Raw genomic sequence first — 22,965 nt, forward strand, 5'->3', positions numbered from 1 at the left:
GACAAAACTGGCGCCTTGCTTTGCCGCTGCGGAATTCGACTAAATCATCTGGTGTGTTTCAATCAGGCTTCAACCAACACCCTGTCCCCAACTCTAAGGATACGAGCGTCGGTTCGAAAGACCTGCTGCATCATAGTATCCGAAACTATGTCACCGGGAGTGCCGCAGGGGCCCAACCGCCCGTCAGTCAAAGTAATCATGGTGTCTGCGTAGGCACATGCATAGTTGATGTCATGCAGTACGATCACCACGGTTCGGCCGTGATCACGTGTAAGACCCTGCAGAGTCTGCATCAGAGAACGGCTGGCAGCAATGTCGAGATTATTCAATGGCTCGTCCAGCAGCACATATTCGGTGTCCTGCGCGAAAACCATTGCCACAAATGCACGCTGGCGTTGGCCACCAGAAAGACTGTCCAAGGGTCGATCGCGGAAATCTGTCAAATCAAATGTTTCAATTGCCTCATCGACTTTGGCAACGTCCTGCGATCCCGGACGCCCACGATGATGCGGGTAGCGTCCAAAGCCAACCAGTTCGGCGACCGTGAGGCGGGGGGTGACCTCGGTCGTTTGGGGCAGGATTGCCAATATCCGGGCCATGTTCCGTGCAGGCGTGGTCTGCACGTCCAGTCCGTTGACCAAGACTTGCCCACTTTGCACAGGTTGCAATCGTGCGATCAGACTGAGCAGCGTTGATTTTCCAGCCCCATTTGGACCGACCAGCGCCGTGATCCCGCCGCTGGGGATCTGAACGGAAACGTCTTTCAAAACTGGTTTTCCGTTATGCTGGTGAGTGATGTTGGAGGCTGTAATCATCTGCGTAAACTCTTCAGAATAAGGGTCAGGAACACCAGCCCACCGACAAGGTCAATGACCACTGACAAAGGTGTGACAAGGCGAAAAACATGCTCCATCAGCAGTTGCCCTCCGACCAGCGTGATGGCCGAGATCAATGCAGCAACCGGTAAGAGATGGGAGTGGTAAGGGCTGGGTAGGACAAACCGCGCCAAGGACACAACCAGCAGGCCCAAAAAGGCCACGGGACCGACCAGAGCAGTGGAAACCGAGACCAATACCGCCACCAGCAGCAAAGTCATCAGATATCCGCGATGAGGATTTTCACCCAAGCCGATAGAGATGTTACGTCCTAGCATGAGTACATCCAGACGAAATCGCATAGACCAGGCGGAGACTACGGCGAGTGTCGTCAGCGGAGCTGCAATGGCTAGCGTGTTTATCGACAGGTCGTTGAATCTCGCGTAGCTGGCCACCTGTATGAACGCAAATTCGTTGGGATCGATTATCCTTTGCAGGAATGAGGTAAGCGACCGGAACAGTGTAGCCAGTATCACTCCGGTCAAGATCATGCGGAACAAATCCTGCCTGTTGTCCAGCAGCAGGGATCCAAAAAGTAGTAGAGAAACAGCCACCATCATCGAGCCCGTTATCAGAAACGTCTTGATGGGTGCCAGATCAGCCACGACCAATCCGCCCAAAGCGTAAACCGATCCGGTTAGGATCAATACATAAAGTGCATCGAACCCCATGATCGACGGAGTGAGGATCTGGTTCCCCGAGATCGTTTGAAACAAAACGGTGGCGGTGCTGACAGCCACACCAACCACCACCAGCGCCAACAACTTGGTGCCACGAAACGGAAGGATAAAGTCCCAACCCGCTTTGGCGTCAACGGTCATGTAAGCGATGCAAATCAGGGCCAAAGCCAGGCTCAGGCCGACCAACAATTTAGTAGGCACTGCGTGACCTCGAATACAGGATCATCAAGAAAAACACTGCTCCGATCACGCCAAAGACCGAGCCCACCGGGATTTCGAAGGGAAAACGCAGTATGCGCCCCAATATGTCTGAGATCAGCACCAGCCCAGCTCCGGTCAGCGCTACTAACGGCAGGGTCTGGCGCAGGTTGTCGCCATAGCGCCGCGAGATAATGTTGGGTACGACCAATCCTACAAAGGGGATCATGCCTACGGTTACCACGGTCAGCGCTGTTACCAGGGAAATCACCAGCAGCCCTGCCGCCATGATCTGCCGATAGTTCACACCCAACCCGGTCGCCATGGTTTGCCCCATACCGATGATCGCCAATTGATCTGCAATCAGATAGACAAGTCCCCCAGCCAACGCGGCCAGCCACAGCAGTTCGTAGCGGCCTTTCAGAACGCCGGAAAACTCACCCATGGTCCAGATTGCAATGCTTTGCTGCAAGTCAAACTGATAGGCGAAGAACACGGATACTGCCCCCAGTAGCGCGCCATAGATCAGCCCTACTAGTGGTACCAGCAAAGGCTGGGTTATCGGCAGTCGCCGAACGATGGCCAGAAATCCCAGCGAAGCGGCCAAGGCGGTTGTCGCTGCCAGTCCCATGCGCAGTATCAGTGGCGCGGTCGGGATCAGAATTGTAGCCAACAGTATCCCCAAAGCTGCCCCTTGTCCGGTGCCCGTAGTCATGGGTTCTACGAACCGATTGCGAACGATGGCTTGCAGAATGATGCCGGCCATGGCCAGAACAGCGCCTGTGATAAGAACGGCCAGAGTGCGGGGTAGGCGGCTGACAATCAGAACGCGTAATGCTTCGGGATCACTAAAGGCCTGTTCCCACGACAGGTTGATCACACCAACGCCGAGCGAGACAACTGACAGGGCCAGAATTATACCTAGCCCTATCCATATTTCTAATCGCAGTGTGCGCACAGATTAATCAGCCTCAAATGCAGCTGCGATCTGATCCAACGTCAGTGTCATGGATTGGATGCCGCCTGCCGCGATATAGAGCGGTGTGCTGTCGAGATAGATGACCTTACCGGTCTCCCAGGCTTTGGTTTCCTGCACCAATGCGTTGTCCAGAACGGTCTGCGCGGCGTCACCATTTTGTCCAATGGCGGCCATGCGGTCGATTACAATCAAAACATCGGGATTGGCGTCATGGATAAACTCAAAACTGATCGCTTCACCATGGGTGGAGGATTCGATATTTTCGACAGCCGGCTTCAACCCCACCGTGTCGTATAACCAGCCAAAGCGCCCTCCGGGGCCATAGGCTGAGATTTTGGGACCGTTGGTCATTACGACAAGGGCTGATCCTTGACCCGAGGTGGACTTGCGCGTCGCTTCAACTTTAGCCTCGAACGCTTGGGCAAGCGCGGTGGCCTCTGCCTGCTTGTCAAAGATTTCGCCATAAGCTTCCAAACGGTCCAGGCCCTGGCCCACTGTGTCTTCCCAGATCGTCATGTCGATTGTCGGGGCGATTTTGTTCAGCTTGGGCACAGCCTTGTAAGACCGCCCGCCGGCAATCACCAGATCAGGAGCAATTGCAGCGATTGCTTCGTAATCTGGCTCGAACAACGTGCCGACATGCGCAGCGCTGTTGGTCGCCTCTGCCAAATAGTCCACATAGACTGGGTGTATCGTGGCATCTGGCACGACTCCCAGAGCCAGCAGACTGTCCAGAGCAGCCATGTCAAACACAGCGATTTTGCCTGGTGTGACAGGTACGTCCTGACGGCCACGATAGGTTTCGATTGAAACAGTTTGCGCCGAAAGTGGTGATGCCAGCAGACACAACGCAACAGCGAGCTTTTTGTACATAACAGTCCTCATGATCAAGGCTTGGCTGTCACGATGACTGGCTGAGCGGGGGTCCATAGTGTTCTGGCACATGGGGCAGGCCAGAACTAGGTCGGTTTTCTGAGTGAGTGATTTTAGTGTGGCAGGATCGGTGTTTCTTCCGTGATTGTATTTTATGTGTTGAAGTACAATTTTGACTGTGCCAAATAACCGCAAATCGGTAGCCATTCAACCACCTAGCCAAACGATAAAAATACAAAAGAACGGGTTAGGACATGAAAGCACACCGATATCTGGCCTATGTTGCCACTGGCTTGCTGCCGCTGGCAGCACATGCAGAAGATGACATATTCTTGGGGACAATTTTGATTTCAGCACCAACTCTGGAAGATCCGGAAGGTGAGGAAATCGATATCACCAGCGACGAACTGGCACTTACCAATCCTTCAGATCTTTCTGAGTTGTTTGTGGCGGAGCCGACTGTACAGGTTGGCAGCTCGATCCCATTGTCTCAGAAACTCTACGTCAACGGCATTGAGGAAAACAATCTGGCAATCTCTATCGACGGAGCGCGCCAGAACAACAAGATCTTCCACCACAACACGACGACTTTGGTCGATCCGGGGTTGCTCAAGGCCGCGCGGATTGATCCCGGTGTCGCCCCTGCGGACGCAGGTCCCGGTGCACTTGCGGGGGCCTTGGCCTACGAGACCAAGGATGTAGCGGACCTGCTGTCCGAAGACGCCAACTTCGGGGGTAGGTACCGGTTCGAGTATCAGTCGAACGGTGACATCGTAGCCAACAGCCTCACGCTCTATGGCCAACAAAGTGGCTTCGAATACTTGGGCTACCTAAAATACGCGACCGGGAACACGCAAAAGGATGGTAGTGGAAACGAAATCATCGGGTCCGCCACAGACTTGTTAAGCGGATTGGTAAAAACCGCATATCAAACCGAGGAAGGCAGCCGGTTCGAGCTGTCGTATGAACGCGTCAGAGATGACGAAGTGCGACCCTATCGGGCTAATATCGGTCAAATCATTGGTGGGCGTCCCGTGCCACTCACACGCCCATATGATCTGAAACGCGAGAACGTGGTTTTCACTTATACCGAAGCCGAACCCAAGGGGTTGTGGGACCCCAAAGTTCTTCTTGCATATAGCAGTTCCGAACTGTTCCTGGACGAATCCGGTCTGCCGACGAACCAGACTGTTTCCGGCAAGACCGACAGTTTCAACGGTGAGATCTCCAACCGCTTCGATTTTGGGTGGACCGAAATCAATGCCGGACTGGATTTCTACAATGATACTGCTGATACGGACTACAAGTCACTGCGGTTCTCAAATCGGGATGAAGCGGCTTCAGAGAAGCTGCGGAACATTGGTGTTTTTGCGCAGGTCCGTATGCGGCCCAATGATCGGACTGACCTTTCCTTCGGTCTGCGTGGTGATTTTCAAGACTTCACCGGAGTTGACGGTTCTAAACAGTCTACCAGCGGAATTTCGGGTAACTTTGCAGCACAATACAACATCACGGATCAATTCACTGTAAGCGCAGGATATTCGAACGTCTGGGGCGGCATCGAACTGGCTGAGAACTTCATCATGAACCCAGCCTGGAGCTATCCGGCAACAGGGATCGAAGATGTTACCTCCGAAAACGTGTTTGTCGCGGCCAAGTATGATGTTGGAGTCTGGGTGGCTAACGCCAAGTACTTCCACACTAAAATTGACAATGCCCGCGCTGCATCCTATCGCGCCGGGCCTGCGGAGACAGCGGATCTTGAATCTAAGGGATACGAACTGGGCTTTGGATATGCGTGGAATGGTGGCTTCGTAAGAGTGGGCTATGCCAACATTGATACGGACATCAATGGCCGCACCGCGGACTCCTTCACCGGTAACTATCTGACTATGCCGATGGGCGAGTTTGTATCATTGCAAGCAGCGCATCAGTTCAACAACGGGGTTCTGATTGGTGGCGATGCACAAGTGGCGTTTGACTACGATGACACGTACGATTTCGCTACAGGCGGGCGTGGTCCAGAACTGCCAGGTTACACCGTAGTCAACGTATTTGCTCAATACTCTCCGAAAAAGATGCAAAACCTGACCCTTCGGGCCGAGGTTAGCAATCTATTCGATGAGACTTATGCGAACCGCGCAACCTATGGGCAAGAATTCGTGGGAGAAGTGGTTGCTCTGAACGAACCAGGTCGTTCGCTGCGCCTCATGGCAGAGATCGAGTTCTGATACGTAATCGAGAGTAAAAATGGGGTTGGCAATTGAATGTTGCCAGCCCCGAGCTTCGTTGCTGCCGGAGCTTTTTTACCAGTGCCTGCCCGTGTCCGACCTTTAGAGATCGCATACATGAATCTGATTGAGCTGGTACTGGTGGGGGACGAGCTACTCACCGTTGGCTGCATCGCTGGTGCAATCGAAGAAGCAGCCAACGCTGAAATCCTGACCTATCAACGAAAACTATCTACGTGTTCTCGGCAAGCGGATGTACCTCTATCGGGCTGTCGATAAAGCAGGGAAACTCCGTTCCGTTAGGAACTGGATCATGAAATAGCCTAGGTTAAATGAAGGCGATTTACCTTAATTCGCCGGTGTTCAGTTCTTATGTCCGGTAAGACCCAGGCGTTCGGTTTGTCCACTTTCGGAAGGCCCTATGAAAGTTCGCAGGGGCCGAGAAGCCCGTGTCAAACGCGATTTGATCTATGCTGTCCGTGCTTTGCTGAAGAGAACGGATCGCGATGTCTCGGCGCAGGGCATCTTTGATGTCCTGAAAGGATGTCCCCTCATCTTTCAAGCGCCTATTCAGGGTCCGAGGCGTCATTTTTAAAGCCCGGGCCGCATCCGGAAGCTGGCAAGTCTGCCAGGTCGCTCCGTAAAGAAAGGCTCGGACACGAAGGCTATTTGTATGGGCGCGTGAACCAGTAAAAATCCAATCCAGCGGCGCACGCTCAAGAAACGCGGATGCCTCGGCAGGACTGCGGCTTATCAAACGGGTGAACTGGCGTGGGTCAAAGCGAATACAGGTTTCTGGGGTATCGAACTCGACGGGGCATGGAAAGACCACCGAGTAATCTGCTGCAAATTCCGGGCGGGCAAAGGCAAAGCAAACCGTTTGCACCGGTGTTTCAGACCCGCTGAGCCAGGATAGCAGCCCATGCGCCAGCTTCAGGATCAGCATGTGACCGAAACGCTGTGGCCGAGTTTCGCCTAAGTAAGGTACCAATGCCAACTCCACTTCGTCCGGTTTGTTCCGCAAGTCAAAGTAGAAGTCATCCAGAAGCAGGTTCCAGAACGTCGAGAACCGATAAAGAGCCGAGGTCAGGCTGCTCGCTCCGCGTTGAACCGTCACAAGATGCTGCAATGCGCGTGACCGGATCGGTCGGCTCCAGAGACCCATCATTTCGTCCCCAGTCTCAGGCGCGGCAAGTTGATACAGCCGGGCTATTTCATTGAGTGTGACACGTTGAGTTGGTGCCATCGGACTGGTTTGAAGGCCCGAGTGTTCCAGCAGCGAATCCATCTCTTCCGGGGTGCAGCGAGACCTAAGAGCACCCAACCAATCCTGAATGAATGCGGCTGATACTGTCGTCAGAGAGATAGGGTCTTGGCTGGTCATTTAGGCCTCTGTTTGGCGTATTTGGATAGTATTTTGGCAAAATATGAGCTTAACGACAATCCAATCGGCAGATAGATGACGCAAAACCATAATGACCACCAGGGAGCCTGGAATGTCCTATCAGCCGCCCGTTCAGGATTTGATGTTTTGTGTCGAGCACTTGTCCCACTGGGAGAAGGTGTCGTCGCTGGCCGCATATTCGGACTACGACTTGGAGGATATTGGTGCTGTTCTCGAAGGCTATGCCCGGTTCTGCGGTGAGCAGATCGCGCCTTTGTCCCATATTGGAGACACGTTGGGGGCCCGGTTTGACAACGGGCGCGTGACTATGCCTGAGGGCGACGCGCAAGCCTATGCACAGTTCGTCGAGATGGGTTGGCAGGCCCTGACCCACCCAGTGGAATACGGTGGCATGGGGTTACCGCGAACTGTTGGCGCAGCAGCGGTGGAAATGCTGAATGCCGCTGATATGAGCTTTGGCCTCTGCCCACTCCTGACTGATGGGGCCATTGAGGCGCTACTGCTGACGGGTTCGGATGATCAGAAAGCCATGTACCTTGAACCGCTGATTGCTGGACGCTGGTCCGGCACGATGAACCTGACGGAACCACAGGCGGGCAGCGATCTGGGGCGCGTGGCGACCAAGGCGGTGCCACGTGCAGATGGCGATTATGGCGTCTCAGGAACGAAGATATTCATCACATATGGCGCTCATGATCTGACCGAGAACATCATCCATTTGGTATTGGCGCGTACACCCGACGCACCTGCCGGACCCAAAGGGTTGAGCCTGTTCATCGTGCCGCAGAAGCTTGTGGAAGCGGATGGGACGGTAGGATCCGAAAACACGGTCAACTGTGTGAGCATCGAACACAAGCTTGGTGTTCGCGCCAGTCCGACGGCGGTTCTGGAATACAAAGATGCCACAGGGTTCTTGATCGGCGAGGAAAATCGCGGGTTAGAGTACATGTTCATCATGATGAACGCAGCGCGGTTCTCCGTTGGCGTGCAGGGTATTGCGACCTCTGAGCGGGCCTACCAACGTGCTCTCGCCTATGCACGTGAGCGGGTGCAAAGCCGTCCGGTGAATGGGCAGGCCAAAGACGCAGTCGCCATCATCGCACACCCGGATGTCCGCCGTATGCTCATGCGGATGCGCAGCCTGACGGAAGGCGGTCGGGCCATGGCGGCGGCGACCGCGGGGTTGCTGGACATCGCACATAATCAAGACAATCCAGAGATGGCTACTCTGGCCGAATTCATGGTTCCACTGGTCAAAGGTTTCTGCTCGGAACGTGCAGTTGAGGTCGCATCGCTGGGCGTGCAAATCCATGGCGGCATGGGCTTTATCGAGGAAACCGGTGCCGCGCAGCATTACCGCGACGCACGCATTCTGCCGATTTACGAAGGCACCACCGCCATTCAGGCCAACGACCTTCTAGGGCGCAAAGTAATGCGCGACGGGGGCGAAACTGCCCGCCGCTTCGCAGCTCGGATAAAGGCAACCGAAGCGGAACTGGCCGACGGTGACGCAACGGCGCAAGCTATCAGCACAAGCCTTGCGCGGGCGCGCGGCGCGTTTGAAACCGCATTGGATTGGTTGTTGGAAAACAGCCGAAAGGACATCGATGCAGCCTTTGCGGGCTCGGTCCCGTTCCTGATGTTGGCGGGTACGCTGGCGGCAGGATGGAAGCTGGCGAAGGGTGCGTTAGCCGCGCAGGCTGCGCTGGATGCTGGACAGAATACGCAATTCATGTCCCAGAAAATTGCCACCGCCCTTTTCTTTGCGCAGCACATTTTGCCTGAATGCATGACCGAACACACTCGCATTCTGTACGGCTCGCGCAGCCTGCTTGATGCGGCATTCCCTGAATAACTCCTTGAGAGGACCTGACCTATGAATGACGTCGTGAACCCTGACACTTACGAAAGCCTCGCGATTTCAGAGCGTGAGAACGGCCTGTACGTCGTAACTTTGAACCGCCCTTCAAAGCGCAACGCGCTGGATGTGGCCACAATCGAGGAACTGATCCGCTTTTTCAGTGGTGCCCGTATGGCCGGTGTCAAAGCTGTGGTTCTGGCCGGTGAAGGCGACCATTTCTGCGCGGGTCTTGATCTGGTTGAGCATTGGAAAGCCGACCGTAGCCCGGATGACTTCATGCATGTCTGCCTGCGTTGGCATGAGGCATTCAACAAAATGGAGTATGGCGGTGTGCCGATCATTGCTGCACTCAACGGTGCCGTTGTCGGCGGTGGGCTGGAACTGGCCAGCGCGGCGCATATCCGGGTTATTGACCCGGGCACCTATTTTGCCCTGCCCGAAGGCCAGCGCGGGATTTTCACCGGAGGTGGAGCGACAATCCGTGTTTCAGACATGATCGGCAAGTACCGCATGATCGACATGATCCTGACGGGCCGCGTCTATCAGGGGCAAGAAGCCGTTGATCTGGGATTGGCGCAATACATCACCGAAGATGGCGGCAGCATGGCCAAGGCGATGGAGCTAGCAGAACAAATTGCACAGAACCTGCCGTTGACCAACTTTGCCATCTGCTCTGCGATCAGCCACTTGAACAACATGTCCGGCATGGATGCAGCCTATGCTGAGGCTGTGGTGGGCGGAGTGGTTAATACCCAACCTGCGGCCCGTGCGCGCCTGGAAGCCTTTGCAAACAAAACCGCCGCCCGCGTGCGGCCCAACAGCTAAGTCAGGCGGAACCGGGATGCGTCACCATTTCGAAGCTCTTGAAAAGACGCGGGCCAACCATGTGCCCTTGTCGCCGATATCCTTCCTGCGCCGCGCCGAAAACCTGCACGGCGCGCGTACGGCGGTGATCTATGGCGACATTCAAAGAACATGGGCCGAAACTGCAACCCGCATTCGCGCTGTGGCCGGTGGACTGGTCGAACTTGGCGTGCAGAAGGGCGATACTGTTTCGGTGCTGAGCCCGAATGTCCCGGAACTCTTTGAGTTGCACTTTGCCCTACCACTGACGGGAGGAGTTCTAAACACGCTGAACACACGGCTGGAACCGGAAACTATCGCCTACATTCTGGATCACGCGGACACGAAATTGGTGATCGTGGATCAGGAGCTTGTACCGCTGCTGTCCAAAGCTTTTGATCTGCTCGGTCGATCCTTGCCAGTGGTCGAGATCGTCGATCCTGCGGTTACGGGTGAGAGCCTTGGTGGTCAAACCTATGACGCGTTGACCGAAGCCACACCGCTACCAATAGAACTGCCCAATGATGAATGGGATGCGATTGCGTTGAACTACACGTCCGGTACGTCCGGTCGCCCGAAAGGCGTTGTCTATCACCATCGCGGGGCCTATCTGATGGTGCTCGGCACAGGAACGGCCTGGCAGATGCCCCCCTACCCAGTCTATCTGTCAGTGGTGCCGATGTTCCACTGCAACGGCTGGGGGCATCCGTGGTTGATGGCCATGCTTGGCGCAACTGTCGTGTTTACTCGTGTTCCGGCAACAGACCGTATTCTGGATGCGATCCGTACCCATGGCGTGACTCATTTCGGTGCAGCGCCAATCGTGTTGCAAATGCTGGCCGAAGCCGAGAGCGAAGCGGCACCCTTCGATCCTGCGATCGGCGTTTTGACTGCAGGTGCTCCGCCGCCGCCTTCGGTGCTGGAAAAAACCCGCGCGATGGGGCTGGACGTCATGCAGGTCTACGGCCTGACAGAGACCTACGGACATATCTCACAGTGTCTTTGGCAAGAAGACTGGGATCACCTTAGCCCGGCGGAGCAAGCCGAATTGCAAGCGCAGCAAGGCATCGCCTTTCCGATGGTCGAAGAGGTCACGGTGATCGACCGTAGCAGTGACGCATCTGTACCGCGCGATGGTGTTACACAGGGCGAAATCGCCGTTAGGGGCAACACGGTGATGGCGGGATACTACAAGGACGCCGAAGCCACATCGAAAGCTTTTGAGGACGGCTGGTTCTGGTCTGGTGACGGCGCTGTCTTACATGAAAACGGCTACATCCAGATACGTGACCGGCTAAAAGACGTGATCATTTCCGGTGGAGAAAACATTTCTTCGGTCGAGGTCGAAGCAGTCCTCTATCGCCATGATGCCGTGCAGGCCGCTGCCGTGGTTGCGATGCCCCACGAAAAATGGGGCGAAGTCCCCTGCGCCTTTATCGAATTGCGCGAAGGCACCGAAACAACGCCTGACGACATCATTGCCTTCTGCCGTGAGCATCTGGCCGGGTTCAAGGCCCCGAAAGCTGTTGTCTTCGAAACCCTTCCGAAAACCTCCACCGGCAAGATTCAGAAGTTCCAGCTTCGGGATCGCGCCAAAGCAATGGACCTTTGAAATGCGCCTGCTGTCCCAATCCCGTCGCCTGCGCCAGACACCTTTTTCTGAGGGCGTCGAAGACAAAGGCGTTACCGCCTACACCGTTTACAACCGGATGCTGCTGCCGACGGTTTTCGAAAGCGTCGAGGCCGACTACCGGCATCTCAAAACTCATGTTCAGGTCTGGGATGTATCCTGCGAACGGCAAATCGAACTAAACGGCCCGGATGCTGGTCGCCTTATGCGGCGATTGACACCCCGAAATCTTGAGAACATGCAGGAAGACCAGTGCTACTACGTACCAATTGTTGATGAAAACGGTGGCATGCTGAACGACCCGGTGGCGATCAAACACAGCGAGGATCGCTGGTGGATCTCGATCGCCGACAGCGATCTGCTGTTGTGGGTCAAGGGGTTGGCCGTTGGTACGGGCATGGATGTACGCGTGTTTGAGCCTGACGTTTCACCCTTGGCAGTGCAAGGACCGAAATCTGATGACCGGATGGCCCGGGTATTTGGCGAAGAGGTGCGCGACATCCGCTTTTTCAGGTATAAACGATTAGCGTTTCAGGACACGTCATTTGTGGTGGCGCGGTCTGGCTACTCGAAGCAGGGCGGCTATGAGATCTATGTCGAAAATGGTGCCTACGGTATGCCACTATGGAAGGCCCTTTTCGAAGCCGGAGATGATCTGAATGTTCGGCCGGGATGTCCAAATTTGATCGAACGTATCGAAGGCGGATTGTTGAGCTATGGCAACGATATGACCATGGAAAACTCGCCACTGGAGTGCGGATTGAGCAAATTCTGCAAACCGAACGAGAACAGTGACCACATTGGCAAGCAAGCACTTGCCAGCGAAGTTGAAACTGGCTCGACCCGACAGATCCGTGCGATTTCCATACCAGGTGATCCCGTGCCCCCAGCTCGCTCGGCTTGGCCTCTGTTCGATGGTGGAAAGCGAGTTGGTCAGGTTACTTCAGCTGCTTGGTCGCCAGACTTCGATACAAACGTTGCAATTGGAATGGTGGATGCCGGTTACTGGGACTCCGGTACGGAGCTTGAAGTACAAACTCCAACGGGTTTCCGGCGAGCTGATGTAAGAGGTTCGTTCTGGATATAGTCTAGGTTGGTTGCGTGAGAGTACGGAACCCTGAGCCAAGCGAAAGCTGTGAGCTATACTTAAGCTGCAACACCTGTCGATAGTCAGGGTAGGGGCCTCATCGCTTTCCTCTAGGATTCTTTCCGGTAACACCTCTGAGAGCGTCTTGCATCTCAGGCACTTTCTTTGTGTCGCATTGAGGCGGTCACAGATCATCTTCAATTCAAGATCTGAGACCGTCCGGATGTCACGCTTAGTCAAACCAATCAGATATGCCAGCTGTTGAAAATCGATCAGTTCGAAGCGCGGTAAAGAGCCGACTACATATCCAGAATGGCTTTTAGGTGGCTGGGTCAATCACTTTACCCGACCACCTTTGATTAAAAACCTAGTTCCGTTTCATTGTAATCTTCACGCGCACTAAAGCTGTGACCAAGATCGAAACGCTTATTAGCTCTGATTTGTCTCAAATTGAGCAGTATGCGCTGCTCTTGTATCTCCGATTGGGCGGCCGATTGGCGGTTTGTTGGGGTTATCTTTCCATGCATTGAACTTAAGGGCTCCGGTTATGGCTTTCCCAAACGCATCAATGTACTGACCAGCGGACATGTCTTGAATTTTCTGCTCTGCGTCCTGTGTGATGGCTCCATCAGTAGCACCGACACGCGCGTTCGTCTCAGTTGAGCCGTTTTCAATATCCGTGCTGGCTGACAGGAAATGTGCTTCACCATCAAGGTAGAAATCACTGTCCGCTTTCTGTGACCCGCCCGTGTCAAGAGGACCGGTGCCCACATTCTGCGATGCGTCTAGCGGGGAGAGGTTTGTGATACGATTGACCACTTTGCCAGTGACAGTCGGAAACTCCTGGGCGTTTCCCATATCTTGCGTCGCTTCCAATGGTGAGAGGTTAGCAATTTTCCCGGTGACGGTTGTCGAAGTATTCGCTGCTTCATATGCCAAGTTCCGGGGCGTCTCAGATCGACCAATTTGGGTGCTTTGATTAGCAGTGCCACCCGAGTGTTGACCCGGTCCTGCCATGACCGACCCTGCCGTCAGTGCGATAATCATTGCGGGAGCGACAATGAGTTTTTTGATTTTGCTGAAGCGTTCCATTTTTTTACCTTATCTTGCGGTTACATCTCCAACTTAGGAACGAGGCAGCTTTGGGTATTGTGAGAAGAGCTCAGTTTATTGGGGCTTTTCTTCAACCAGCCACGCTGTGACTTGGCCGGTGATTTTGTCGTATTTAGTTCTTCGGGAGCATTCGGCTCGTTTACCTGGCGCCGCTCCGCCCCAAATTTCACAAGGTCGATCTGAAAATCCGCTTTCTGCGCATGGTTGTCGTTAGTTTCACTCAATCTCGCAATTGCGGCGAACTGCAGCTTTGTGGCCGTTTTGGTGGGTCAACCAGCTCTTGAGGCTGTATTTTCCGGTATTGACCGGTATGAAGCACCGCATCAATCGTTGCTTGGGGTAAATGGCAGTTTTGAGCCGCAATTGATGGCGATCCTGATGACCCCACGAACAGGAGTTGCTCTGCCTACAAGGCCAGCTATAAGCCCCGAGCTGACGTTGGTTTCAAATTAGGATACCGCCAGTCTACTGGAAAGATGGCACGACAGTTTCACAATGAGGCACGGATGGGGTCGTCATTGGAGACAACTGGAAAAAAGGGGCTGGCTGAGGCAATCTGAAGATCCACGCCTAAGCACGAGGTCTTAGAATGCCCCTTTATAATGACATGTTCGAACTGTCGGTCGAGGACATTGATCTTATCGAAACCTCTCTGCGACGCGCAATGGCTTCACTTTCTCATGAAACAACCGGTGAGCTTGAGGGTGAAAGATTGGAACGGGAAGAGTCATTACGCCGTATTCAATCGCTCTTAGGCAGGCTTCATGATCAGAAGATTTTCTACAGACCTAAAAGCGGTGTTTACGTGGGAGGATAAATTGCACCCCCCACCGCTGCGCCTGATGTTAGGTTGATGCGGTAAGAAGCCTCCATCACACTAGCGCCTCGGATATCGAACTGTTGCCAGTTCTTTAGATCAGTGGGCGTTTCAACGCGTGCCGACATTACTTGCAATGCTTGGATCGTCGAAACATGAAAAAAGGGCATAAATTCTAAGGTGTTGAATTCAATGCAGGTGAGTCTCAATAATTCGGGCTCATTATTTACTTACTCCGACAATGGTTGCCGGATCACCTTAATGATCAGACTGCGGTTACGACAAAACTGGGTAGGATTACCAACACATCCGAAGGGTGATTGCGTTGCAAGCCAACATTACTTAGGCATGAAAACAAGTGCATTTCGGTGATACATAATGTTCGTAAGAAATTCGGCTTCGATCTCAGTCCTGATTTGTGTTGTTGGGCTTATTCTTGCGTTGGTTCTGTTCTACGATCCAATTCGCGCGAATTGGATGGGCACTAAAAATTCGAGGACTGCAACTACCGCAATAACCGTTATCGAGGTCGGACCCCAACCAGTCGCTGGAAAAATTGACCCACACCTGAACGCATATGTACGTTTTCAGACAGGTCACAAGGGAACTCAGGAGTTTTCATACCAGTTACGAATGCTTGAAGATTTCAAATTTGCAGCTGAAAACCCTCAGAGTCTCTGGCTCGAAACAATGCGCCCTGACTGGCCCCAGCACCCAGGTGTTTCGTCCATCATTGGAAATTCGTGCTTAGAACCGCATCGTGGCGAGGCACTGACGAACGATAAAGACCTCGCGCTTGCTTATTCAAATTATGTGGTCTGCCGTGTTGTCGCCGAGAAACCTGATGGGTTTGATGGCATCTATGACCAAGATGCATCTCCCAAAGCGGTCATTGGGCTGCTCTGGAGCGCACCTAATCATCAACCAGTTTCTTTGTCGCGAGAACGCTGTACTGCCGAAGCACGCATTTGGGCAACCACGATTGCGCATCCCGATGACAAGTTCATTCTATGTGTCATGGTTGTGGATGCCCCAGAAGGTGTCGTTGAAAGCTATGCCTACGAACTGTCATCCGATTACGTTTTTGCCTTGCCACAAAATGAGTCCGAGATGACATCGCGGTGGCGGCGCAATCCGACCAAGCGGCGAGCTTCGGCCAACCTGCAAACGTATCTCCAGATTCAGGATTGGATCAAAAACGATAGTGGCCGAGAACAATCGCTGAGGGAATCTGGGCCAGGCATCTTGTCTGCAGCTTCAGAAACCCGACCGTCGCGAGATTTCAGCTTTGTCGGAGGCGCCATCTCAGATCAGATGATCACGCTGACGATTGAAGTTCGAAGACCGAACGAGTTTCGGACTTGGACTGGCAACATGGCGGCTCGCAAAGCGGCAAGCTGGCTTCGAAAACCATTGTGTAATTCGGAACATGGCGCGGCTCTATTAGCATTTCAGCAAAATGTAACGAGCTTCCGCGTGACTTTTGTAAAACCGGACCAATCCCCGCTAAGAGAAACATGGCTACCGCCAACACTCTGTATCTGAGGCTCGATGTTGTCAGCCGACATTGGGGAGTTTTATGTCGACGACAACTTTGTCCGCCCAGCCCCAGTTCGTGCACGACGTAGCGAAATACGGGTGCGTCCTGGGCTGGTCACTCGTATCAAATGCGGCGAGCTGGCGGAACGAGCTCGTTTTTACCGAATACTGTAGTTCGGTCGAATGGCGGTTTATTCGGATGCTTGGAAATTTTTTTGACACACTCGTATTGACGATACTTGGAACGAAGACTACGTGCGTCGCATACTTGAGGCAGATCGCCTCTCGTTATGGAGATTTTATGAAAGAGTCCCGGGCCTAACGCCCGTTCCTGGCGAAGCGAATGCAGGAACACCAAAATTGATAGGCACACTCACGCGCTACGCTGAGTGACCTGTTTCTGTACCTTCATAAAATCGAGACATCCCAATGAACGTTTCAAAGCACGAGCAACGTGTTTTGCATGAACTCGCCTTAGGTGGCGAGATTAAATATACGCGCGCCGACAACGGAAAAGTGAAATCCGTTCAGTGTTTTACCCGCGACGGCTTTGTCTTCTCGGCCTGCACAATGGACGTATTCAAACGTCTCAAGGACAAGCGCTTCATCAAATCGAAAAATGGCGGTCCCTACCGGATTACCCATTTGGGCAACCAATCCGTTCGCGCACAAATGAACCAAAGATAGGAATGAAAATGCACCACGCAGAAATTGAAGCCATCGTGGAAGTCCACCGACAGGCTTTTGGCGAGGCTGAAGGAGCAGAAATAGCTCAACTCGCGAGAGATTTTCTCGACCATCCGAATACAATTTCGATCAGTGCTGAGCGCGATGGAAAAATCGCGGGCAACGTGTTGTTCACACCGTTTGTTTTCAAAGACCACCCTGACACAAGTTGCTACTTGCTAGCACCTTGCGGGGTCTCGCCGGAGTACCAAGGCCATGGTGTTGGCAAGGAGATCATGGAAGCCAGCATAAATCACCTCAAATCCATAGGGACAGACGCTGTATTCGTGTTGGGAGTGCCGTCATTCTACCCCCGTTTTGGGTTTACCCCGACCGACAAGCAGACGCCGTATCCAGATCTCCTGACAACGCCGGAGGCATGGATGACACTGGAGTTAACTGCAGGTTCGGTCGAAAGGCTGAGCGGTAAAACGACAGCGATCACACCATTCATGCACTCACATTGGTGGGACACGTCGCAGCACGGGTGAAACCATAGTTTAACCTCAACTCAAGCAATAACCAGACATTCAATTTCGCAAGTTGAATGTCTGGTTCACCCGCGCAGCCCACATTTGCTAGCTATCGAGAATTCGCATGTCCAGAACGAGCCCCAGAGCCAACATTGACCGATGTTTTGAACCTGACTCTTGCGGCATATCGCAAACAAACAAAACCAGACGTTGGACATATTTAAGAACAAAGGCGAATTCGCAGACAGAGTGGTCATCTGTCATAGCACCGAGATCTGACGTGCCGGAAGCATGGACACTCCACGTCTCTCGATGTAGCGCCAGACAAACCTTTGCCCGGAACCAAAATGACGGAAACGACATATCCAAGCCCTGTCAAAGCACACCGCCATGCCGACATTGTCGTGCATGTGATCGGGTTGGTGGCAATCCTGACGGCAGGCGGATTACTTGTTTATAAGTCCATCCTCGGCCTCGAACCCAAACTGGTTCTTGCGGTCGTGGTTTATGTGCTTTGTGCTCTGTCTTCCAATCTGGCATCCGTCGCCTATCACTTTTCTAAATTGCACCACAGGCGCAGACTATTGCGACGCATTGATCACGCCGCGATCTACTCCAGCATTTCGGGAACCTTCACACCTTTTTTCGTCTTGGCAGATACGACGTGGACGATGGCCTTGCTGTGGATTTGTTGGGGGCTGACAGCCGTGGCCGTCTGGAACAAGATCACAAACGAAACGGTCAAGTCTCGATGGTCAACTGCATCCTATCTTGGACTGGGCGCAATTGGGTTGAGTGCCCTTCCTGACCTCACGAATGTACCTATCACGACACTGTGGTGCATCCTGGCTGGGTCCGTCGCCTACGTTATTGGAACGGTGTTTTACGCCCAAAAAACTTTGCCTTACCGGTATGCTGTTTGGCACACATGGGTAAACATTGGCGGAGCCCTGATGTTTGCGGGCATATGGATAGCCCTATCCACTCAATGGTAAATTTTGTAGAGGCAGGGAGTAACTGTTTCGCAACCGGTATGCTGGATACTACAGGGGAAAATAGGTCTGCTTAGGACTCATAGGACCTATTATGTCTCACAGCAGAGAACAGCTTCATTAAGCCTATAGCCGCCATCGCCATTCCGTCGAGACGCCGCAACACGGCGACCCGTATCGGCGAATTGGATGGCCAGCGATCGTTTCATCGCGATCGCTCGGGCCTGAACCAGACAGTAAAATGACTGCTGGAAACGGTCCTTCCGCTGGCAGTTTGGTAAACTCTCCATCAAGGGTGGCGCTGCCACCCCCGGCAAATTCAACCTGTTCGACTAGGTAGTGCTGCGCTCTTGGGTCTTGAGGACGCGGCATGCGAAGAAAACTGCGCGGCCAGCCTGAAAACCGATGCCAGAAAGGACAATGGCGCGTTTCATCTTTGTGCTCGTTTCTTTCCGTCTTGCCGGGCCTCTGCGCGCCATCCGGGTGGACGAAAAAGGTATCCTACTCCATCGGTCCAACTTTCGGCATGACGCATATCCCGCCAGATGTTTGTGTATTCCTTGAAGTTGATCACAAGAGGATTGTGGGAATTGACAGGTGTTGTGATGCCATAAGCGACAGGTTCGACCTCAGGCTGATAGGTGCCAAACATACGATCCCAAATGATGAGGATGCCGCCGTAGTTCTTGTCGATGTATCTTGCGTTCGAGCCATGATGAACGCGGTGAACCGAAGGTGTATTCAAAATCCCCTCAAGCCATCCCAGCTTGCCGACCTTTTCGGTGTGGATCCAGCTCTGGTAGGCGACAACGACGACCAGGCCAACAACTGTTTCGGCGACGCTGAAGCCGAGCAGGATCATGGGGATGAAGAAAACCCATTCTATAAGTGCATCCATCCATGAGATACGCAGAGCCGTTGAGAAGTTGAACTCGGGTGATGAATGATGAACGCTGTGGTTTGCCCAGAACAAGCGCACTTCATGTTCGCAGCGATGCATCCAGTAGTAAGTAAAATCCGCCACAAGCACCGCGACTGCAATTGTCCACCAGCCCTGGGGTACATCGAACACTGCCAGAGGTGTCGCAATCAGCAAGCCGACAACAAAAACCAGACCATAGGCCGTTCTTTCAAGAAGCGCACTTACGATGGCAATAGACCCGTTTGCCAGAGTTTCACCATAGGATTTACGGCGTCCTCGCGCGACATCCCAAACGGTCTCGGACACGACGGCGAAGAGAAACGCGAGCCCGAGTATCCCAGTGGCCTGGAAAACTGCTTCGTAAACGGCAAATTCTGATTCAAGTTGATCCATAATGTACTCCCAACACTCAGTTGATTTCCAGCCGTAAGGGGCTGGTCAGATTAGTGGCCGTTACTCAAAACTGCTGCTGAGCCGATGAGACCCACCGGGCAACGAGACCGGGCGCGTCATCGGCAAAAGCATCCGCGCCGAACAGGTCGATCGCAATCAATCGTTTTGTCAAAGACGGACCCGTGGTTACCAGCCGTTCAGATTCCGTTGGAAGCAGTGAGTGATCCGCTCCGGGCAATACAACAATGCGATCAGCTCCAGGTGTTCGCGTAAGAATTTCGCGATAGACCGAGGCGCTTTCAGCGTAGTCCACATTCAGGTCCTTATCCCCGAACAGCGCAAGAACGGGCGCATCTACCTTACGCAGATCTGCCCGCGCGTCGCTCTGGAAGTTAGATTTGACAAAGTGCCATCTGTCCTTTGACATAGTATCGCGGCAGCAAGCCGGGGCATCCTTCATGAAATGCTTATAGGTCCGATAATCCGCGTCTTCGTACATCATCGCCACAATCATATGGTCGAAAACGAGGGCTTTCTGGATTTCCGCATTGGTGGCGCCTTCCAGTCGAAGTCTGTTACGGGTCGTGTATTTTGATTGATCAACCCAGTTGATCGCACCGGAAACGGAAACCATAAAAGTGAAACCAGAATGCTGGGCGATAGCTTTCGGCATGACCCAACCCGCCTGACTGAACCCCATGAGCCCGATCCCTTCCGGCTGAATCCGCGTATCACTGCGCAGTTTTGTGGCAGCGGTCGCGACTTCATCGGCGCGGTCCTGCATGGACTGTTTCAACCAGTTGCCAGTGGAGTCGCCAACACCGGGCTTGTCCCAAGAGTAAACTGCAAAACCGGCGTCGTTGAGGGCTTGGATGAAGGGTTTATAGTAGCCGTAGGCGTCCCAGCGAAGGGCTCCGTCACCATGCACTAATATGACTGCCGGATGGGGCCCGGGTGTCTCAGGCAGGAGGAGCCTACCGGCAAGCGCATCATCTGAATGCCTGAAATTCAGCCGCTCTGGGCCTGCCGCGTCAGAACACGCACCCTGCAGCAAAAGCAGGCAGCCTAAAAACGCGATAAACACACCACAGGCAACGTGAGTCGAAAAAGACATGTCCGGTCTCCTAATTTGGTCTCTCGGTGCGGGTTGCTGCGCTGCCTTCACCGACTTCGCCAATCAAGTTGTCAGCCAAAGAGATGGCCACTGATCATCCAACGGCGGCGGAGAAACGATCCAGATTTGGTGGAGCGCTGCGCCCTGTCTTCACCAAATCTCCACAATGCGTGGTTAAGGACTGCACGCGCGCGGGGTAGGGTGGCGGCAACCAGAAGGGAAATTGACCATGAGCAATGATCTGATCCTCATCGCCGAGGACGAGCGCGAGATTGCAGAGATAATCAAAGCCTATCTGGAACGCGCCGGATTCCGCACCGTAACCGCGGCAGATGGCGATCTCGCATTGTCTCATTTTCGCCAGCTCAAGCCCGCGTTGATCCTGCTGGATGTCAAGATGCCGAAAAAGGACGGTATCGAGGTGCTGCGCGTGATCCGGCAGAGCTCGGACACGCCGGTTATCATGGTCACCGCAATGGCCGAAGACATTGAGAAGATATCGGCGCTCCGGCTGGGCGCGGATGACTATGTGGTCAAACCCTTCAATGCTCTGGAAGTGGTGGAGCGGGTCAAGGCCGTGCTGCGCCGTTCGGGCCCGGGCGTTTTGCCAGAGGAACGGCCGGTGACAGTCGGCGCACTAGTCATCGACAAGAGCGCTTACTCTGTTTTCGCAATTGACGATGACACACGCGCACCTGTCCCGCTCACACAGACGGAATATGCGATCATTGCTCATATGTGTCGCACGCCTCAGCGCGCATTTTCCCGCGCAGAGCTGATCGATGCCTGTGTGCCCGAAGGCGATGTGTTGGAACGCACGATTGACAGCCACATCTCAAATGCGCGCCGCAAACTCGAAGAGGCGGGCGTATTAGGTTTTCTGGAAACGGTCCGTGGCGTCGGCTACCGGCTGGAACCGTTGAGATGAGCAGCCGTCAGTGGAAGCTCCGCACCCGGCTGTCGCTTTCGATGATTTTTATCGCTCTGACGGCGCTCGGAGTTTTCATCGTTGGCATGGTCACCTTCTATTTGGTCGCACAAGATATTTGGCTTACCAGTCTCAGTGTTGCAAACCAGGCCACACTGCAGGCCCTGATCAAGGACGAAACCATCTCGCCTGACGCCCTGACATCTCTCGTTAGTGCGTTTTCGATCTATTGGGGCGAAGGCGGGTATGCGCAGGCGGAGTTGGCCGCTCTGATTGCGCTGGTTACAATTGCTGCGCTTGTGTCTGTCGTGACTGGGATGTTGGTTGCGCGCAGGTTGAGCGCACCAATTGAAAGCGTAACGCGCGCCGCGCATGAGATCGCGCAAGGCAACCTCAGGCTGGATATTCCGGAAATCGAAGGCGGGGCCTCCGAAACGCAGGATTTGCTGGCCGCTTTTCGAGTTATGACACAAGGCCTGGAAATAGCCGAGCGCGAATCCACGGAGTCTTCTGCTGCAATCGCACATGAGTTGCGAACGCCTCTTACCATTTTGCGTGGCCGTCTCCAGGGCCTTGGTGATGGGGCTTTCTCGCTGTCGAAGGAAATGACTGACGGTCTGATCGCGCAGGTAGACTCTCTCTCTCGGATTGTCGACGAACTCGGCCTGCTCTCGCGACTGAGTGCAGGTCGTTTCGTTCCGCAAAGTATTGAGGTGGATCTTGTTGAAGAGGTCGAGCGGGTGATAACAACGATGCGCCCCGATCTGGATCGGCTTGGAATGCGGATGGAGTTTTCGCTGAAACCGGTGGATCTGCTTGCTGATCCAGTTCTTATCCGTCAAGCGCTGGCAGCACTAATCGAAAATGCGAGTCGATATGCAGCTTGTGGTGAATATCTAAAGATAGGGACGTATGCTGACGGCCAATTCGCCTATCTCTCGGTCGCTGACCGTGGCCCCGGGATCACGCCCTCTGATCGCGACAAGGTTTTCGAGCGCTGGTGGCGTGGCGAAACGTCTCGCAACCGCTCAGAAGGAGGAACAGGGTTAGGATTGTCGGTGGTTCGGGCGATTTCCAGGGCGCATGGAGGTGACACTGAAGCACAGTCAAACGGTGAACGAGGAGCGGTGTTTATATTGAAACTTCCATTGCAGTCTTCAGCGGAAGGCTGTGAGAAGACGATTGCAAAATCGCATCGCTTTTTTGGGTTTAGATGAAACGATCGATTTGCCAAATCGCATAAGCACACATCTCCACACAACCTCCACCAGGTCTGGGCAACCTCC

22 protein-coding genes are annotated in these 22,965 nt (G+C 53.8%); 13 read left to right on the forward strand and 9 right to left on the reverse strand.

Annotation, left to right across the window (positions count from 1 at the left end):
- Positions 1–62: 62 nt before the first annotated feature.
- Genes ACR0IO_RS16575 through ACR0IO_RS16590 form a run of 4 tightly spaced genes read right to left on the reverse strand, consistent with a single transcriptional unit; the run spans position 63 to position 3,605 of the window.
- Positions 63–815 (reverse strand): iron ABC transporter ATP-binding protein, encoded by a 753-nt coding sequence (locus ACR0IO_RS16575; protein ID WP_480742706.1) that lies wholly within the window; start codon positions 813–815, stop codon positions 63–65.
- Positions 812–1,696: an iron chelate uptake ABC transporter family permease subunit gene (locus tag ACR0IO_RS16580; protein ID WP_480742708.1), complete on the reverse strand. Its 885-nt coding sequence runs from the start codon at positions 1,694–1,696 to the stop codon at positions 812–814. Before ACR0IO_RS16580 ends, ACR0IO_RS16575 begins: the two co-directional genes overlap by 4 nt.
- A 49-nt stretch (positions 1,697–1,745) precedes the next feature.
- The gene (locus tag ACR0IO_RS16585) at positions 1,746–2,711 is read right to left on the reverse strand and encodes an ABC transporter permease (RefSeq protein ID WP_480742711.1); all 966 of its coding nucleotides are present in this window, start codon (positions 2,709–2,711) and stop codon (positions 1,746–1,748) included.
- A gap of 3 nt (positions 2,712–2,714) precedes the next feature.
- A complete protein-coding gene (locus ACR0IO_RS16590; protein ID WP_480742713.1) occupies positions 2,715–3,605 on the reverse strand; it encodes a siderophore ABC transporter substrate-binding protein in 891 nt (296 codons plus the stop codon).
- Between the two features lie 254 nt (positions 3,606–3,859).
- On the opposite strand from ACR0IO_RS16590, the gene ACR0IO_RS16595 reads away from it, so the two are divergent.
- Positions 3,860–5,836 carry a TonB-dependent receptor domain-containing protein gene (locus ACR0IO_RS16595; protein WP_170336139.1) on the forward strand — a complete coding sequence of 659 codons (1,977 nt, stop codon included), beginning with the start codon at positions 3,860–3,862 and terminating at the stop codon, positions 5,834–5,836.
- Between the two features lie 217 nt (positions 5,837–6,053).
- A complete protein-coding gene (locus ACR0IO_RS16600) occupies positions 6,054–6,158 on the forward strand; it encodes a DDE-type integrase/transposase/recombinase (RefSeq protein WP_480742820.1) in 105 nt (34 codons plus the stop codon).
- 48 nt (positions 6,159–6,206) lie between these two features.
- Here ACR0IO_RS16600 and ACR0IO_RS16605 read toward each other — a convergent pair whose 3' ends face one another.
- Positions 6,207–7,220, reverse strand: coding sequence for an AraC family transcriptional regulator (locus tag ACR0IO_RS16605; RefSeq protein WP_480742717.1), 1,014 nt, complete (start codon positions 7,218–7,220; stop codon positions 6,207–6,209).
- A 112-nt stretch (positions 7,221–7,332) separates the two neighbouring features.
- On the opposite strand from ACR0IO_RS16605, the gene ACR0IO_RS16610 reads away from it, so the two are divergent.
- Genes ACR0IO_RS16610 through ACR0IO_RS16625 form a run of 4 tightly spaced genes read left to right on the forward strand, consistent with a single transcriptional unit; the run spans position 7,333 to position 12,662 of the window.
- On the forward strand, positions 7,333–9,096 hold the full coding sequence (locus tag ACR0IO_RS16610) for an acyl-CoA dehydrogenase family protein (protein WP_480742719.1): 1,764 nt from the start codon (positions 7,333–7,335) through the stop codon (positions 9,094–9,096).
- 21 nt (positions 9,097–9,117) lie between these two features.
- The gene (gene dmdD, locus ACR0IO_RS16615; protein WP_170656987.1) at positions 9,118–9,927 is read left to right on the forward strand and encodes a methylthioacryloyl-CoA hydratase; all 810 of its coding nucleotides are present in this window, start codon (positions 9,118–9,120) and stop codon (positions 9,925–9,927) included.
- Positions 9,928–9,943: 16 nt separating this feature from the next.
- On the forward strand, positions 9,944–11,557 hold the full coding sequence (locus ACR0IO_RS16620; RefSeq protein WP_480742724.1) for an AMP-binding protein: 1,614 nt from the start codon (positions 9,944–9,946) through the stop codon (positions 11,555–11,557).
- A 1-nt stretch (position 11,558) separates the two neighbouring features.
- Entirely contained in the window at positions 11,559–12,662 is a 1,104-nt protein-coding gene (locus tag ACR0IO_RS16625) for a dimethylsulfoniopropionate demethylase (protein ID WP_480742726.1), read from the forward strand.
- A gap of 429 nt (positions 12,663–13,091) precedes the next feature.
- Here the strand turns inward: ACR0IO_RS16625 and ACR0IO_RS16630 are convergent, their stop codons facing one another.
- Complete coding sequence (locus tag ACR0IO_RS16630) at positions 13,092–13,754, reverse strand: hypothetical protein (protein ID WP_480742729.1); 663 nt, start codon at positions 13,752–13,754, stop codon at positions 13,092–13,094.
- A gap of 20 nt (positions 13,755–13,774) precedes the next feature.
- Positions 13,775–13,999, reverse strand: coding sequence for a hypothetical protein (locus ACR0IO_RS16635; protein ID WP_480742731.1), 225 nt, complete (start codon positions 13,997–13,999; stop codon positions 13,775–13,777).
- A gap of 365 nt (positions 14,000–14,364) precedes the next feature.
- On the opposite strand from ACR0IO_RS16635, the gene ACR0IO_RS16640 reads away from it, so the two are divergent.
- The 5 genes from ACR0IO_RS16640 (at position 14,365) to trhA (ending at position 18,325) form a co-directional block, all read left to right on the forward strand.
- Entirely contained in the window at positions 14,365–14,592 is a 228-nt protein-coding gene (locus tag ACR0IO_RS16640) for a hypothetical protein (RefSeq protein ID WP_254436921.1), read from the forward strand.
- Positions 14,593–14,970: 378 nt separating this feature from the next.
- A complete protein-coding gene (locus tag ACR0IO_RS16645; RefSeq protein WP_480742734.1) occupies positions 14,971–16,137 on the forward strand; it encodes a hypothetical protein in 1,167 nt (388 codons plus the stop codon).
- A 423-nt stretch (positions 16,138–16,560) separates the two neighbouring features.
- Positions 16,561–16,818, forward strand: coding sequence for a YjhX family toxin (locus ACR0IO_RS16650; protein ID WP_480742736.1), 258 nt, complete (start codon positions 16,561–16,563; stop codon positions 16,816–16,818).
- Between the two features lie 8 nt (positions 16,819–16,826).
- Complete coding sequence (locus ACR0IO_RS16655) at positions 16,827–17,348, forward strand: GNAT family N-acetyltransferase (RefSeq protein ID WP_480742738.1); 522 nt, start codon at positions 16,827–16,829, stop codon at positions 17,346–17,348.
- A gap of 329 nt (positions 17,349–17,677) precedes the next feature.
- Positions 17,678–18,325 (forward strand): PAQR family membrane homeostasis protein TrhA, encoded by a 648-nt coding sequence (trhA, locus tag ACR0IO_RS16660; RefSeq protein ID WP_480742740.1) that lies wholly within the window; start codon positions 17,678–17,680, stop codon positions 18,323–18,325.
- A 427-nt stretch (positions 18,326–18,752) separates the two neighbouring features.
- Here trhA and ACR0IO_RS16665 read toward each other — a convergent pair whose 3' ends face one another.
- Positions 18,753–19,637, reverse strand: coding sequence for a sterol desaturase family protein (locus ACR0IO_RS16665; RefSeq protein WP_480742742.1), 885 nt, complete (start codon positions 19,635–19,637; stop codon positions 18,753–18,755).
- Positions 19,638–19,701: 64 nt separating this feature from the next.
- Entirely contained in the window at positions 19,702–20,751 is a 1,050-nt protein-coding gene (locus tag ACR0IO_RS16670; protein WP_480742744.1) for an alpha/beta hydrolase family protein, read from the reverse strand.
- 229 nt (positions 20,752–20,980) lie between these two features.
- Between ACR0IO_RS16670 and ACR0IO_RS16675 the strand changes: the two genes are divergently transcribed.
- Positions 20,981–21,679: a response regulator gene (locus tag ACR0IO_RS16675; protein ID WP_480742747.1), complete on the forward strand. Its 699-nt coding sequence runs from the start codon at positions 20,981–20,983 to the stop codon at positions 21,677–21,679.
- Complete coding sequence (locus ACR0IO_RS16680; protein ID WP_480742751.1) at positions 21,676–22,896, forward strand: sensor histidine kinase; 1,221 nt, start codon at positions 21,676–21,678, stop codon at positions 22,894–22,896. The genes ACR0IO_RS16675 and ACR0IO_RS16680 overlap by 4 nt, the downstream gene beginning before the upstream one ends.
- The last annotated feature ends 69 nt before the right edge of the window (positions 22,897–22,965 follow it).

Source organism: Ruegeria sp. CE12 (genome assembly GCF_056537525.1).

What these genes read in the sequence shown, in the direction of transcription:
- ACR0IO_RS16575 (WP_480742706.1), bottom strand. Translation starts at nt 815, where the DNA reads ATGATTACAGCCTCCAACATCACTCACCAGCATAACGGAAAACCAGTT.
- ACR0IO_RS16580 (WP_480742708.1), bottom strand. Translation starts at nt 1,696, where the DNA reads ATGACCGTTGACGCCAAAGCGGGTTGGGACTTTATCCTTCCGTTTCGT.
- ACR0IO_RS16590 (WP_480742713.1), bottom strand. Translation starts at nt 3,605, where the DNA reads ATGTACAAAAAGCTCGCTGTTGCGTTGTGTCTGCTGGCATCACCACTT.
- ACR0IO_RS16595 (WP_170336139.1), top strand. Translation starts at nt 3,860, where the DNA reads ATGAAAGCACACCGATATCTGGCCTATGTTGCCACTGGCTTGCTGCCG.
- ACR0IO_RS16605 (WP_480742717.1), bottom strand. Translation starts at nt 7,220, where the DNA reads ATGACCAGCCAAGACCCTATCTCTCTGACGACAGTATCAGCCGCATTC.
- ACR0IO_RS16610 (WP_480742719.1), top strand. Translation starts at nt 7,333, where the DNA reads ATGTCCTATCAGCCGCCCGTTCAGGATTTGATGTTTTGTGTCGAGCAC.
- dmdD (WP_170656987.1), top strand. Translation starts at nt 9,118, where the DNA reads ATGAATGACGTCGTGAACCCTGACACTTACGAAAGCCTCGCGATTTCA.
- ACR0IO_RS16620 (WP_480742724.1), top strand. Translation starts at nt 9,944, where the DNA reads ATGCGTCACCATTTCGAAGCTCTTGAAAAGACGCGGGCCAACCATGTG.
- ACR0IO_RS16625 (WP_480742726.1), top strand. Translation starts at nt 11,559, where the DNA reads ATGCGCCTGCTGTCCCAATCCCGTCGCCTGCGCCAGACACCTTTTTCT.
- ACR0IO_RS16630 (WP_480742729.1), bottom strand. Translation starts at nt 13,754, where the DNA reads ATGGAACGCTTCAGCAAAATCAAAAAACTCATTGTCGCTCCCGCAATG.
- ACR0IO_RS16640 (WP_254436921.1), top strand. Translation starts at nt 14,365, where the DNA reads ATGCCCCTTTATAATGACATGTTCGAACTGTCGGTCGAGGACATTGAT.
- ACR0IO_RS16645 (WP_480742734.1), top strand. Translation starts at nt 14,971, where the DNA reads ATGTTCGTAAGAAATTCGGCTTCGATCTCAGTCCTGATTTGTGTTGTT.
- ACR0IO_RS16650 (WP_480742736.1), top strand. Translation starts at nt 16,561, where the DNA reads ATGAACGTTTCAAAGCACGAGCAACGTGTTTTGCATGAACTCGCCTTA.
- ACR0IO_RS16655 (WP_480742738.1), top strand. Translation starts at nt 16,827, where the DNA reads ATGCACCACGCAGAAATTGAAGCCATCGTGGAAGTCCACCGACAGGCT.
- trhA (WP_480742740.1), top strand. Translation starts at nt 17,678, where the DNA reads ATGACGGAAACGACATATCCAAGCCCTGTCAAAGCACACCGCCATGCC.
- ACR0IO_RS16665 (WP_480742742.1), bottom strand. Translation starts at nt 19,637, where the DNA reads ATGGATCAACTTGAATCAGAATTTGCCGTTTACGAAGCAGTTTTCCAG.
- ACR0IO_RS16670 (WP_480742744.1), bottom strand. Translation starts at nt 20,751, where the DNA reads ATGTCTTTTTCGACTCACGTTGCCTGTGGTGTGTTTATCGCGTTTTTA.
- ACR0IO_RS16675 (WP_480742747.1), top strand. Translation starts at nt 20,981, where the DNA reads ATGAGCAATGATCTGATCCTCATCGCCGAGGACGAGCGCGAGATTGCA.
- ACR0IO_RS16680 (WP_480742751.1), top strand. Translation starts at nt 21,676, where the DNA reads ATGAGCAGCCGTCAGTGGAAGCTCCGCACCCGGCTGTCGCTTTCGATG.